Source organism: Amycolatopsis sp. FBCC-B4732, from assembly GCF_023008405.1.
GTDB lineage: Bacteria > Actinomycetota > Actinomycetes > Mycobacteriales > Pseudonocardiaceae > Amycolatopsis > Amycolatopsis pretoriensis_A.
This window is the reverse complement of the sequence record NZ_CP095376.1, coordinates 1,740,047-1,753,413: the sequence shown is the minus strand read 5'-3', so window position 1 is coordinate 1,753,413 and position 13,367 is coordinate 1,740,047. Positions and strand designations below refer to the sequence as shown.

General features: G+C 64.7%; 10 protein-coding genes and 2 pseudogenes. 9 read left to right on the top strand and 3 right to left on the bottom strand.

The window, feature by feature from the left end; all coding sequences use genetic code 11:
- Positions 1-2: 2 nt before the first annotated feature.
- Complete coding sequence (locus MUY14_RS07320; protein ID WP_247021997.1) at positions 3-524, bottom strand: Crp/Fnr family transcriptional regulator; 522 nt, start codon at positions 522-524, stop codon at positions 3-5.
- Between the two features lie 52 nt (positions 525-576).
- Between MUY14_RS07320 and MUY14_RS07315 the strand changes: the two genes are divergently transcribed.
- From MUY14_RS07315 to MUY14_RS07295, 5 genes are all read left to right on the top strand, one after another.
- Positions 577-1,782 (top strand): recombinase family protein, encoded by a 1,206-nt coding sequence (locus MUY14_RS07315; protein ID WP_247021996.1) that lies wholly within the window; start codon positions 577-579, stop codon positions 1,780-1,782.
- A 434-nt stretch (positions 1,783-2,216) separates the two neighbouring features.
- Complete coding sequence (locus MUY14_RS07310; protein ID WP_247021995.1) at positions 2,217-2,561, top strand: hypothetical protein; 345 nt, start codon at positions 2,217-2,219, stop codon at positions 2,559-2,561.
- A gap of 212 nt (positions 2,562-2,773) precedes the next feature.
- A complete protein-coding gene (locus tag MUY14_RS07305; protein ID WP_247021994.1) occupies positions 2,774-3,433 on the top strand; it encodes a hypothetical protein in 660 nt (219 codons plus the stop codon).
- Positions 3,434-3,726: 293 nt separating this feature from the next.
- Entirely contained in the window at positions 3,727-4,185 is a 459-nt protein-coding gene (gene msrB, locus MUY14_RS07300) for a peptide-methionine (R)-S-oxide reductase MsrB (protein WP_247021993.1), read from the top strand.
- 52 nt (positions 4,186-4,237) lie between these two features.
- Positions 4,238-4,792, top strand: coding sequence for an MOSC domain-containing protein (locus MUY14_RS07295; protein ID WP_247021992.1), 555 nt, complete (start codon positions 4,238-4,240; stop codon positions 4,790-4,792).
- A 381-nt stretch (positions 4,793-5,173) separates the two neighbouring features.
- Here the strand turns inward: MUY14_RS07295 and MUY14_RS07290 are convergent.
- A pseudogene (locus MUY14_RS07290) lies at positions 5,174-6,010 on the bottom strand (IS701 family transposase); the annotation flags it as partial.
- Positions 6,011-6,139: 129 nt separating this feature from the next.
- On the opposite strand from MUY14_RS07290, the gene MUY14_RS07285 reads away from it, so the two are divergent.
- The 4 genes and pseudogenes from MUY14_RS07285 (at position 6,140) to MUY14_RS07270 (ending at position 10,988) form a co-directional block, all read left to right on the top strand.
- The gene (locus MUY14_RS07285; RefSeq protein ID WP_247021991.1) at positions 6,140-9,460 is read left to right on the top strand and encodes an NACHT domain-containing NTPase; all 3,321 of its coding nucleotides are present in this window, start codon (positions 6,140-6,142) and stop codon (positions 9,458-9,460) included.
- A 333-nt stretch (positions 9,461-9,793) separates the two neighbouring features.
- The gene (locus tag MUY14_RS07280) at positions 9,794-10,168 is read left to right on the top strand and encodes a hypothetical protein (protein ID WP_247021990.1); all 375 of its coding nucleotides are present in this window, start codon (positions 9,794-9,796) and stop codon (positions 10,166-10,168) included.
- Between the two features lie 243 nt (positions 10,169-10,411).
- Positions 10,412-10,543 (top strand): annotated as a pseudogene (locus MUY14_RS46805) (recombinase family protein); the annotation flags it as partial.
- A gap of 73 nt (positions 10,544-10,616) precedes the next feature.
- On the top strand, positions 10,617-10,988 hold the full coding sequence (locus MUY14_RS07270; RefSeq protein WP_247021989.1) for a hypothetical protein: 372 nt from the start codon (positions 10,617-10,619) through the stop codon (positions 10,986-10,988).
- A 393-nt stretch (positions 10,989-11,381) separates the two neighbouring features.
- On the opposite strand, the gene MUY14_RS07265 is transcribed toward MUY14_RS07270, so the two are convergent.
- Entirely contained in the window at positions 11,382-12,806 is a 1,425-nt protein-coding gene (locus MUY14_RS07265) for a hypothetical protein (RefSeq protein ID WP_247021988.1), read from the bottom strand.
- Positions 12,807-13,367: the final 561 nt, after the last annotated feature.

Below are 13,367 nucleotides of genomic sequence, written 5' to 3'. Positions count from 1 at the left end.
GACTAATCGTGGGCGAAGGCGCGCAGGACGCGCGGCTCACGGATGAGGATCCGGCGGCGGCCAGTCTCGATGATCCCCCGCTCCCGCAGGACGCGCAGGGCTCGCGCGACCGTGCGTCGGGCGGCGCCGACCTGCCCGGCGATGTCCTCCTGCGACAACGCGGCCTCGATGACCACACCCTCCGGCACGCGCCGGCCGTGTTCCTCAGCCAGCCGGACCAACTGCACGGCCACGCGGCGGCTGACGTCGAAGGCGGCCGAGTCCACCGGACCGGCCGGGCCCGGCGGTCGTCGCCGTTCCGCGTTCATCGCCACCACGGTCCCGTCGCCGCCCACGGCGTTCTTGAGCCGGTCGGCCTCGGCCCTGGTGGTGGCACCCTCGGCGTCCACGGTGGCCTTGCCGACCAGCTTGTCGATCTCGCGGATGATGGCCCGGCTCTTGTCGGGCGGCAGATCCTGTATCACCCTCGCGGCCTCCTCCGGTGTCATGCCGATCAGATGCGCGGCGGCCGCTGGCGGGTACATCGCGTGGCAGCGCGAGGTTGCCGAGGAGACGATCCGCGGACACGGTGTGATCGTGGCGGAGTACTTCGACGAAGGATGTTCACGTCGGCTTCCCTGGCGTAAACGGCCGGCCGCGGCACAACTAATGGCAGCCGCAGCACAACCGAACCGTCCGTTTGATGCCGTCGTCATCGGAGAGTACGAGCGCGCGTTCTACGGAGACCAATTCAACACCGTGCTAACCATGCTTCAGCAGCAAGGCATCCACCTGTGGCTCCCCGAAGCGGACGGTCCGGTGAACCTCGACGACCCCGTGCACCAGGCGCTAATGCTGCTCCTCGGATCCCAGTCACGCCGCGAGGTGCTGCGGGCCCGGCACCGAGTGCTGGCCGCAATGCACATTCAGGCCCGCGTGCAGGGCAGGTTCCTCGGCGGCCGGCCACCCTACGGCTACCGTCTCGCCGACGCCGGCCCGCACCCGAACCGGGGCCACGCGAGCTGGGGCCGCCGACTGCACCGCCTGGAACCCGACTCGGCCACCGCACCGTGGGTGCGGTGGATCTTCCAGCAACGAGCCACCGGACGCAGTGTGGCCGGGATCGCGCGGGAGCTGAACGACCGGGGCATCCCGTGCCCGTCGAGCGCCGGCCGGGTTCGCAACCGACACCGGACGAAGCACGAGTGGATCGTCCGGACCGTCGTCGGGATCCTCGAGAACCCTCGCTACACCGGGCGGCAGGTGTGGAACCGACACGGCGCCAGAACAACCGGCCCGCCGCACGACGGTGCTCCCACCCGACCGTCAGCGGCACGAGGCTGGGCCGAGTCGGACAAGGTGACACATCCGGCGCTCGTGGACGAGGCGACATTCCTGACGGTCCAGGGCATGCGCGCGGCCCGACCCACACAGCACGGCCATACCAGGGCGTATCTGCTGGCGGGACTTGTGCAATGTCAGCTGTGCGGCCGCCGACTGGACTCACACTGGGTGAAGGGCCGCCCCGGCTACCGCTGCCGCCACGGCCACACCAGCGCCCACACCCGCCCACCAGAACTCACCAAAAACGTCTACGTCCGCGAAGACCACCTACTCAACGAATTCCGCGCGCGATTCGCCGAGACCGTAGGCGATGACAGGTCGGCGATCGCCGACTACCTGAGATCGAACGACCTCACGATCACGTGCGGCGGCCCGACTCGTAAAGTCAAGGCATGCGGTCCATCACGCGCAATTGCCACGATGGACGAGACCGTCGGCGACCAGCTGCTGTTACTCTGACCTGGCCGCGACGCGCGGTTCTATGGGGTAATTGAGTGTCCGAGACCGAGTTGATCTATAACCCCACCCTCAAGTACGCCACCGACCTGCAGCTGCCGTGATTCACGACTGAGTGAAACTGTGGGCGGTCGTCTCGGCGATCGTCTGTTGACGGTGCCGTTGGTGTCAGATCTCCGGTCTGTCTGCGACTGTCGCGGGCAGCTCAAGATCGATGACGTGGGTCCAGGTGTACGTCCCAAACCGACAGATGACGGACAGCTGCAAGGGGCTCGTTCGGTACCGCTGACGCCACGACCTGAGGTCGGTCCAGCGCGGCGGCAGAGATTGCTCAAGTACCCGGACGATTGGAGTCCCTTTGACGGCCTCGGCTCCCCGATGCACTTCGGCCGTTCGGCCTCGACGTCGAGGGCTTCTTCGCCAAGGGTAAGAACTGGATGTGCGCGCTGCCATACGACAAAGTCAGGATCGACCTGGTATTCGCTGGCGCGTGGCGGTCGTGGTCGTACCGAACTCAGTTCCCGCAAGTCAACACCGACTTGGCCAAGGGCCTGGCCAGCGTGCACGTCATGACACGGGCTGACGTCGACAAGCAGGTATTTGCCCTGTACTGGACCCAAGAAGGAACCATCTTGCACATTCGTCCGCGACAGCACGACTGGACACCGGAGAGCACCGACGACCTCGACTACGCGCTGCAGATGATCAGCAGCGACGTGCCCCTGATCGGCTGGCAGGAACTCGCAGGTCAGTTCCTGGAGCGTTTCGAACGAAAATCTTAGCTCGTCGGCCGCCGCGGCGACCCACCCGGACGAGGGAATCACCGGCTCCGAGTCCCGATGAGCGTTCCCCGTGGGGCTCAGCCGAGTGGGCCGATCGCAGCCAACAGACCGGGGCACCCGGGCCGTGTTACGCCGTTGCGGAAACCGACTTGCGGCGTACTCGTATCCTGACCTGTTCGGCTCCGCTCAGGCTGAAGCAGGAAGGAATCCTCATGAGTACAGGCTCCACCACGCAGTCCCAGACCGACAAAACCCGAGCAGCCATCACCAGGCATCTGGTCGACGTACCCGCAGTGGACGGCCGGCAGTACCGCTCGAGTTTCAACGCTCTTCTCGGAGACGCCCGGCACGCGGCCGGACGTGACACCACGGGAACCCTGGTGAGGCAGAGCGCGACGTTGTGGCTGGGAGCGACCGCCTACCTCGTGCTGCTCGACCAGATCGGCAAGACCTTCACGCTCGCCGACTTTTCCATCGCCCAGCCCCGTCCTGCTATCAATCAGGCACTCGCCTGCTTCACCGACCTTGATTCGGCGTCGATCGAAGCGCTCTACGCGCTGCGATGCTCGCTGGCGCACGATTACTCGCTGGCGAGCCCGTCCAAACGTCCGGAGCGGACGCACCTCTTCAGACTCGCCCACGACGAGCACACCCCGTTGGTGGCGTTCCCGGAGGAGCCATGGGCCAACGACTACAGCGTTGTCCGAGGCCACGAGACGCTGGTCAACCTCCGGAAGATCGGTGACCTCGTCGAAGGCGTCGTCGATCGTCTGCGTCGCGAGCACGCAGACGATCGGCTGCGCCTGCACCCCGAACTGAGCCTCCTCGAGTTCGAGACCCGCTACGGTCTCTACTTCCGGGTCGACGTCTGATCGTCGCCTGTCGACCAGGTCCGACCGGCGCACCTTGCTGGGCCGGAGTGTCGTTTTGTCCTTCACCTTCACAGTGCTGGCCGTGGTTTCCATTCAAGTGGCGTCCGTTTCAGGGACGGCACAGTCACTCTGTCGGCCGCGTCCACCCAGTCCTTACGAAAGAAGAACGCGCCCGGGCCGACCGGACCTCCGACGGAATAGCGCGGGTGCGCCGCACGTCTGTACCCCTGCACGTCCAGGTGCGTTTCACCTGGTGCCCCAGCTTCGCGCCGCAAGGCGGGGAAGGGAGAGCTGTGCCTCAGCAGGCCAAGTTCCACAAGAATCCGGAAGCCGTGTCCCAGCTGGATCCGGAGCAGTACCGCGTGACCCAGCAGGACGGCACGGAGCGTCCCTTCGCGAACGCGTACTGGGACAACCACGAGCCGGGCATCTACGTCGACGTCGTCTCCGGCGAGCCGCTGTTCGCTTCGGTCGACAAGTACGACAGCCGGTCCGGGTGGCCGAGCTTCACCAAGCCGATCGACAAGGCGAACGTCGTCGAGCGCGAAGACTTCAGCCACGGGATGATCCGGGCCGAGGTCCGCTCACTGCACGCGGACAGCCACCTCGGCCACGTCTTCAACGACGGCCCGCTCGACAAGGGCGGCATGCGCTACTGCATCAACTCCGCGTCGTTGCGGTTCATCCACCTCGACGACCTGGAAGACGCCGGCTACGGCGACTACCGCACCCTGTTCACCAGCGGCCAGTGAGGCCCCCAGCGCGCGAACTCCGGTTCGCGCGCCGGCGCGTTCGAGGAGAGCCATGCCGGAACCGCACCGGACGATCCCGGTGGAGATCGTCGCGCTCCTGGTCTCCCCCGCGCACGCCTTCGAAAGCCGTCCGGCGGACGGCCCGCGGCCCGACCCCGAACCCGTCGAACGCGACGAGGTGACCGTGCGCGCCGGGCACGGGCTCGTCGGTGACCGGTACTTCAACCAGCCCGCCCACCGCCGGGCCGCCGTCACCCTCTTCGCCGCCGAGTCACTCGACGTCCTCGCGCGGGACCTCGATCTGGCCGCCGTGCCGGACCCGCACCTGCCGCGGCGCAACATCGTCGTCCGCGGCTTTCCCGCCGACGAGCTGGCCGCGCCGCGAGGCGGAACCGGCGCCGTCTTCGACCTCGACTCCGGCACGGGCCCAGTCCGGTTCCAGGCCTACCGCCCGGCCCACCCCTGCGCCTGGATGGACGTGGTGCTGGCACCCGGCGCGTTCCGCGGCCTGCGCGGGCGCGGCGGCGTACGCTGCGCCCCGCTCGACGACGGAACCCTGCGGATCGGTCCCGCGACCCTCACCGTGATGCGCTCCCCCGCGGCCTGACGCAGCCCCCACCGCGGCGCGGAACCCAAGACGGCGAGAGCGAAATTGAACTCGCCCGCGGCATGCACTACCCCACCCGGTGGGACCCGTTCTTCCAGAACTGCATCACCTTGGCCGACGTGCACCGGTGCCCAACCCAGCACTTCGACTTCCGCCAAGGCCAGCTGACCACGCCCCGAGTGCAACATGTTCAGTTCGCCACCGACCTGCAGCTTGAGTAACCCGCGACTGCGCGGGAGATTTCCCACCTTTGCGTGCTCAAAGGGGGACTTGAACCCCCACACGGGGGAGATCTCCCAGGTTCGGGGAAATCATGCGCTCATGATAGCGCAAAGTCACCGCGACCACACATGCCCCGCGCTGAGGCGGACCTACCGGCAGCCCGCGCCCAGGCTGCCAGCCGATCCGGATCGGCACCCGCGCCCAGTCATACTCCCGCGGCCCGTGCGCTCCGGCGCCGACCGATAGCCGTCGCCACGGTCGGGCGGGCACGTCCGTGATCAGCTCGTCGGTTCGGGTTTCGCGGCCGTCGATGGTGACCAGAATATCGTTGACCCTGGTGGCCAGCACGTGCGCGGCGTCCTGGGCTTCCAGCCACAAGCGCAGGTACCTGACCTGCCCGTAGTCCTCATCAGCGGTGACCCCCGAGAACGGCACCTTCGCGGCGAACGCCCGGCCAGCATCGCCATGGCCTGCCGCGGCTTGGTCTCGAACTCGGTGCCCTCCGGGATCCCTGCCCGCCGGCACCGATCCGGGTCGGCGATCCACGGCTCGGGCAGATAGAGCTCGCGGTCGATCAGCGCATGCCCGCGAACACCGGCATAGGCCAGGAAGGTGCCGATCTGGCAGTTCTCGATCCGTCCGGCGGTGCCGGAGTACTGCCGCTGCACCCCGGCCGAACGGGTGCCTTTCTTCAAGAACCCGGTGTCGTCGATGATAAGCACTCCACCGGGTCCGCCGAGGTGCTCGATACGTAGTTCCGCAGGTCGTCGCGGACGCCGTCGATGTCCCAGTCCGCCCAGCGCAGCAACCGTTGCATCCCGTCCGGGGACACCTCACCGACCTGCTCGGCCAGCGTCCAGCCGTTCTTTCGCTCCAGTCCTGCCACCAGGCCGGACACATACTCCGCGCCCGATCCTGCGGTTCCGACCGCGCGAACCGACCCGCAATCCGCTCATGCACCCGGTCCAGTTGATCCATCACGACATCGACCACCACAACGGAGATCTACCACAGCACCACCAACTGCCGTTGCAGTACCAAGGCTCCGTCCGGCATGGGGTAAGGCTCGCCTCGCCGTACAGGAGGCTCCGCCGGGTCCCGCCATGCTGCTGAGCGGGCTGTTATGTGCCGTTCAACGAAGTGACACGTTATGCTGCGGTTCGCGTCATCGTTGCGACGAGCGTCGTGCCACTTGGATGTAATGCGGTAAAATGGCGTATGGCTTCGGATCAGGCTTTGACCTACGAGGGCGCCCTACGGCTGCTTGGAAAGCATGACCATAAGTGGATCAAGAGAATCGACCTTCTCCTTGGCGGCGTCGTCTTAGGCGCAGGCATCGGGGCGTTACTGAGCAACCCGGCGACTGCCCCCGTGGTCTTTTTCACAGCGCTGTGGGGCTGGGTCGACCAGAAGAACGAGGCTGTCCGACTGGTTTCTCAAGCTCTGGCAGGGTTACCTAGCAGGCGGAAAAATATCCCCTTCCCGGAACGGGTCGAGCAGATGACCGCCGCTCACACTGTGTTGGTGGTGTCGGCCTATTTCGAGGCGCTACGCGAAGCCCTGGGCGATGATTACGATCTCTTGAAACTATCCGAAGTCGATAAAGCGAATATTGCCCAAGTTAGCATCAGTCAGCTCTACATGAGTAACGTCCCCACACCCAGCGTGCATCACGGTTTCTCCGAAAACATAGAAGACGTAAATAAATGGCAGAGATTACTGCACCGCGAGGTGGTGCGTTCATTTGGCCACCTACTCACTACAACAAATAAATCTAGCTTCACTCACTCATCCCAAATACCCGAGAACGCTTCCCGACGATACGAGTCGCATTACGTAGCGCTAATGGCGGAGATCCCAGAGTTCCAGGCGTGGGCAGTTGTCACTGAGCATGCTGCCACACGTTCAGAGGTTCGCGCACTTCGCGACGACCTGCTCTACGGCAATGACTCTGCACTCTCCCGGCTCGAGCGAGCCTTATCAACCTTCGTTGACCCAGGCGAGCGAAGATTGGCTGACCAACCAGACCGAGTCGCCAGGGCCAACCGATCGGTTCTCGACGATCCGATACTGCGTAAGTCGACCGGAGCCCGATACGGCAAGCACCTCATGTTTCCGAGCGTCAAGCAAGCTTTTCTTACCCCTGACTACCGTTTTGCTGTCGTCGATGACGCTTCGCGCCCCGCAGACGACACTTGGTGGTCCGAGCAGCCATTGCACAACGACCTTCACATCCGACTGATGGCACATCTGGCCTCCACAGAATCAACCAGTAGGCCGCTGTTACTGCTTGGTCATCCAGGGGCGGGCAAGAGCATGCTGAGCAAAGTACTGGCTAGCAGACTACCCGCAAGCGGTTACACAGTCGTCAGAGTGCCGTTGCGGAGGACCGATGGGCACAGCTCGGTTCTAGCACAGATTCAACAAGCGCTCGATTACATCACGGGCGAGCGCGTCATATGGACGCAATTGGTGGATCAGAGCGTGGACACTGTGAAAGTAGTCATCCTCGACGGCCTGGACGAGCTGCTGCAGCAGACCCACACCAGGCTGTACGGCTACCTTGAGGCGGTGGCCGACTTCCAACGACGGGAAGCTGATCAAGGCCACCCCGTTTCTGTCATCGTGACCAGCCGCACTCTCGCGTGCGATCGTGTAGACATCGCTCCCGGCACCACAATGATCAAGCTGGAGGACTTCACCGACGACCGAATCCAGTCCTGGCTTACGTCGTGGCACCGCGCCAACGCTGCGGGTATCGTTGCAGGCACCGTTCGGCAGTTTCCACCGGAAGTCGCCCTAAGTCAGCGGAAGCTCATTGCCCAACCACTGCTCCTTCTAATGATGGCTATTTACGTCTCCAATCCCGAGGTAACAACGATAGATGAGCGAATCTCTTCCGCTGAGCTATACCGCCGCCTGCTGGAACATTTCGCCGAGCGAGAGGCAGAGAAGTCTTCTGGAACACTCCCGCCTCAAGAGATGCGAAGGCGCGTCGACAAACACCTCGCGAGACTGTCGACAGCGTCGCTAGGCATGTTCAACAGGGGTACTCAGGACATCACGGCGCGCCAACTCGAGGACGACCTGAAGGCACTCACTGGTGGACGCAAAGCGATTGATATCAATGAAAGAGCACTCGGAGAATTCTTTTTTGTCTACGCGAGTGAGTCCCGTGTCTCAGGAGAACGCGATCAGCGCTACGAGTTCCTGCATTCAACTTTTGGGGATTACCTCGTTGCAAGCCGGGTGATCGATGAGCTCCATGAGGTAACAAGAGCAGCTTTTAGTTCACACCGAGGTGAGATGCGGACACCCAACGACGATCTGTTCTTTGCGCTGCTTTCACATCAGCCCTTGGCGCAATTGCGTCCTGCGCTGACCTTCGTCACGCAGCTCGGGAGGCAACTTTCGCAAATCGAGGTTGAGCAGATGTTGGAGGTGTTGGACCTGCTTATCGACCGCCACCGCGTCCGGCCCCAATCTGAGCGCTACCGCGCCTACCTTTCCGACGACGACGACCAGATTGCGCGACTAGCGGCGTACTCCGCCAACCTTGTCTTCCTTCGACTGGCGCTCAGCCCGAACCAGCAGAACTCGATAATCCGGATCGTCGTCGGCCCCAATAACGACCCCTTTGGACCGTGGCGGTCATTGCTGGCACTATGGCAGGCTGGCTTATCCGTCAGTGCTTGGCACGCCACAATCTCGTTCCTGGACCGTATCGGTGACTGCGTCAAGCTCGGCGCTTATCCCTCTTACGGGCTCGATCCCTCGACTCAACAAGCGAGGCTATCAAATGACCGCAACCTGGAGCTGATTCACCGATTCGGCGAAGCGTTCGTCAATAGCTCCTTTTGGGCGGGCCCCCATGACAATTGGTCAGACGTGATTAGGCCGTGGCTAGCGCACGGTGCAGCAAACGGACGCAACGATGGATTAAACGTCCTCCTCATCAAGGATACATCGAGTGTCGAGCCGAAGGAGCTTGAATCCGCACTTATCCATATTGAAATGCTACTCAAGCTCAGAGTTGCAGCCACAACAATTGACCAAGCAAAGAGTCTCGTTGAGTTTCTTTTGAGCCACAATGACGTCCATAAGCCATGCGGATTCGCACTCGCGGCAACCGTTATTGCCCATCCTGACATTTTGGAAGAAATTCCAAGCTTAACAGATCCGAAGTGGTTCCTCGAGGACGGCGTCAATCTGATACTGAGACTATTTCTCCCTGTCGCAGGTACGAGAAACAAGAATATTGACGCACTATTGGATAGCGTGACTCAATATCGAGGCGTAGTGGTTGACGAGCCGATCAATCTCCGGGAAGTCGAACAGCTCTGGAGGGCGCATATTTGGCCAATCGAGGCGATAGTCAATTCGTATCTCACTGAAGTTGGTGGCTTTGTCGAAGGTATACCGGAAATCAACGATAATCTTGGATAATCGCGGCTTCTAGCACTTAAACAGGAAGTCCGGGTGCCGACAAGCACCCGCAGCTATCCCTCCGCGTGTTCAATCAGGGGCAGAGCAGACGGGGCCGAGGTAGTTGGAGTCGGCAGCGCTGCACCGCGGCGAGGTCGAGGTCGCCTTCGACGCGCCGCCAAGGATGGGGAGGCGCGGCGCAACGCCCCGGCCGTCAACATCTACCTCTACGACGTCTGCGAAGACCTGCGCCGCCGCGTCGCGGTGGCGTCTACCGTGACCACTACCGCCGATTCTGTCCGACGAACTGCACGACCAGCGCACCGACACGGCTCCTCGAGGAGGGAACCCGCGATGACCACCGACGACCAGTCACAGCCGGACTTCGTGAACGTGCTCGCGATCAACATCAGCTCCCGCTACAGCGAGCGGGACGATGTCCGCGCTGTCACCGCGAAAGGCTGGAAGATCCGGCAGCGGGGTGTAGATGCCGTGATGGAGAAGTTCGGCAAGGTCGTGGTGGCGGTGGCCGACGGCGTCATCAAGGGGGTGTTCGACGTCAAAACGTGGAGCCTGGACCGGAGCGCCGGCGACACCATCGTGTTTCGAGCTGACCCCCGCTCCGGAATGGCAGCACGTCATCGGCGACCGCCGGTTCAGCTGGCAGCCCAGCGACGACCCAGTGAAGAAAGTCAAGCTGCTGCGAGACCGGCCTCAGCCACCCCATGACCCCCGCGCCGGGTGGCACCTGGACATCGCGGACGACGGGAAGAGCGCCACTGTCCGCGGCCCCGGGCCGCTGGCCGTCACCGGGGGCGTCGACGGCCAGCTCAGCGTCACCTTGCTCCCGAAGTCGTGACCGGAGGTTCCCGTTGACCACCCGCGACAAGAAGACCACCCCTCCGCCGGCCACCCACGACGTCCGACCCAGGACCGCCACGCCCTGCCGGGCTCGAGCTCGGCTACGCCCGCGTCTCCACCAAGAAGCAGGACCTGCCCCGCCAGCTCGACGCCCTAGCCGCCGGCGTCCCCGACGAGCGGATCTACGTGGACAAGCGCACCGGCGCGAACGCCGACCGCGACGGCCTGCAGCGGCTGCTGGCCTACGCCCGCCCGGCGACACCATCACCGCCTCGAACCTGCCCGGCCCGGCGCAACATCGCGCGTGCCTCAACCGATGGCGCAGATCACCGTCGCGATGCTCGCGCTGTTCGCCCAGATGGAACGCACGTTCATGCTCGAACGCGCCGCCGATGCCCGTGCCGCTCTCGAAGCCCGCGGCGGCTCACCTGGCCGGCCACGCAAACTCCCCGACGACGCGCTGCGTACGGCCAAGGCCGCCGTCGACGCCGGCATGGACGTCACCGCTCACGCCCGCCTTTCTCAAACGCTTCGAAACGGTGGTGCCCGAAAAGCAACTGTCCGAGCGGCTGGCTCGCGACCAGCTGATCCCCGTCGCGCACGGGGTTCGCCGATCGCCCTTGGCATCTCGAACCCGTTGCGGGCGTGCAGGCGCCACGCCACGAAACTCGTGCACTCCCGGTTGTAGTAGCCCCACGAATCCGGCGTTGAACGCTGGGCGGCGGGTACGCCATCGCGAAGCGTAGTCGACCGTCCAGGCCGATGCCGCCGGAGCGGCCCCCACGCCCAGGAGAACGGCGATCACCAGCGCAAACAGTAGCCGTACTCGCCCCACGACACCCTCCACCTTGCCACGAAGCCCGACGCAACCCCGGTCGCCCTGGGGTGTGGCCAACGCACACTGCGAGCGCCGATTCAGTCGATCGGACCAGTATCGCTTCTGTGGTTGTCCGAGCATTCGTGGCGTACACCTGCTCGCAGCCACGTGCGTGCGGCCTGACGGCCATCGAGGTCACTAGGCTGCACGAATGCCCATCCGGAAGTCCGCGTCAGGACATAAGGACGCAGCGGAGCAGACAGCTCAAAGAACAGCGTTCAACGCCGCGATCAGGGTGTCTTCTACTCCGTTACCTTGGGCGTTGCGCAGGTAGTGCGCGATGATGCCGTACGCACACATCGCGCCGCCGCCCATGCCTGGGAAGTCATTGGACCACCCGCAGGCGTAGCGCCAGGCACCGCCGGTGATCAGCAGCTCGTCGGTCGGCAAGTAGGCGGGTACCTCACCGGCATATCCGGAGAACCAGATCCCGTTAGTCCCGCCATAGTGGCTGCGGCAGTAGGCGGCGTAGCCGGACACCGGTTCCCCGCCGAGGAAGGCCAGCCGCAGCGGGGTGCCGCCGTCGAAGCGCCAGGCTTGCACCGGGACCGGGGTCGTGAACGCAAAGCTGTGCGCGTCGATCTGGTCGATCATGACTTCGGCGTGGCGGCTGATCCACCCCGCCGCGGTGGCCTGCCGAACGGCGAAGTTCGCGCGAGCCGCCGCGAGGTTGCCGGGGGTGTCGGTGATGTCGAGCCGAACCTCGACATCACGGTAGGCAGTCAGGATCGGCCCGGTGACCGGCCGGCCGGCAACGGCGATCGCGCTGATGACCGTCTGGCCGAGGTCGCGGCCGCGGTCCTCGAGGGCCTGCCAGCCGCCGGGAGCCACCGGATCTTGATCCCCGGCCGCGCCGGTGAGGAACTGTGCAAAGCCCCCGGTCTGCTGCTCGACCACCTCCACCGCGAGCCCCGGGTAGTCCGGGTCGATGAGCGTGTCCCCCGGACCGACGACGGGGTGACATCCGTAACCGAACAACACCGCGAGCGGCGCCCCGTCGAGAGCGCGGGCTGCCAGAATCGGCACATCCCGCTCGACGACCGCCATTCCCTCCCGGTTGTAGGAGAACGCCTCATCAGCGACCTGATAGTCCAACGTGCAGGGAACCGCGTTGGCCGCGAGCGTCGCCTGGACGAGGTCGACGATCTGGTCCTGCACCCAGGCGGCGTAGCCGCGGACCGTGTCCAAGTGGGAGGAGGGGTCGACGATGTTGTAGAGGATGTAGGCGGTGATATCGGGGTTGAGGACGGGCCCGTTGTGGGTGTGGGTTGCGGTGAGCACGAAATCCGGGGACGCCACCCCGAGGGTGACGATCCGGGACCTGATTGCCTGGTGGATGATGCGGGGAAACGCCAAGACGTCCGCGGTGACGATCACGTTGGGAGTCCCGTTGTCCCAGAACACGGTGCATCGCGCGTGGAGCGGACGACGCACACCGGCGGCGAGCCGTGGGGTGTCTGTCGCATAGCCCGCAAGCGGGATACCCGCTTCCGGGGTGATGTCGATCTTGCCGACCGCGACGGCCATCGGCACTGCTGCCGACGCCCGGCCTTCGGCGAGCCACGGGGCTGCCAGAGACGCCGCGAACAAGGCGCCGGTTGTCAGGACCGGGCGTCTGGGCATGATCACGAACCTCCCCCTTCCCGCCAATGCGCTTTTCCTCACACTGCGCTGGCCGCTCGTCGACCACGTTTGTGTGTGCATGCACCAGCCGCGGTCGTCGTCAGCGACCGAGATTCTCCGCTCGAATGACCTTCCGCGCACAGGGGAGTCGCGGCGACGTATGCAGCCGTTACGCACCGACTCCGGTCATGTCGGATCAGCCGCGGGCCAGCGAGGTGCCCCACAACTTCGCGCGCTTGCTCTGGCATCTGACTGCGCCCGACTTCGGCCGGTTCGCGGTGTCCGCGGCTCCCGGTTTCTTCGACGGCGTGGTGTCGCTGGTTCGCCGCGGAGTCGGGCCTCGGCCTGCCGGCGGTGGAGATGAGCTGGTGGATGACCCTCCGGCTGGGGCCGGGGCTATGCGACGGCGCGGAGGCCGCCAGGCGCTCACTGGTGCAGCCCCTAGACCTGTCCGGCGACCTGTTCGGCCGTCGGGCCCTACCCGGGGTGGGCGGACTCAGCGCGGCGGATCTCGACAGTCCGCTCGGTCAGGGCGTCAAATCCGGCGGTCGAGCAGCTCCACGACCA

Excerpts from the sequence above, each read along its gene's own strand:
- MUY14_RS07320 (WP_247021997.1), bottom strand. The coding sequence starts at position 524 with ATGTACCCGCCAGCGGCCGCCGCGCATCTGATCGGCATGACACCGGAG.
- MUY14_RS07295 (WP_247021992.1), top strand. The coding sequence starts at position 4,238 with ATGCCGGAACCGCACCGGACGATCCCGGTGGAGATCGTCGCGCTCCTG.
- MUY14_RS07280 (WP_247021990.1), top strand. The coding sequence starts at position 9,794 with ATGACCACCGACGACCAGTCACAGCCGGACTTCGTGAACGTGCTCGCG.
- MUY14_RS07305 (WP_247021994.1), top strand. The coding sequence starts at position 2,774 with ATGAGTACAGGCTCCACCACGCAGTCCCAGACCGACAAAACCCGAGCA.
- MUY14_RS07270 (WP_247021989.1), top strand. The coding sequence starts at position 10,617 with ATGGCGCAGATCACCGTCGCGATGCTCGCGCTGTTCGCCCAGATGGAA.
- MUY14_RS07310 (WP_247021995.1), top strand. The coding sequence starts at position 2,217 with ATGTGCGCGCTGCCATACGACAAAGTCAGGATCGACCTGGTATTCGCT.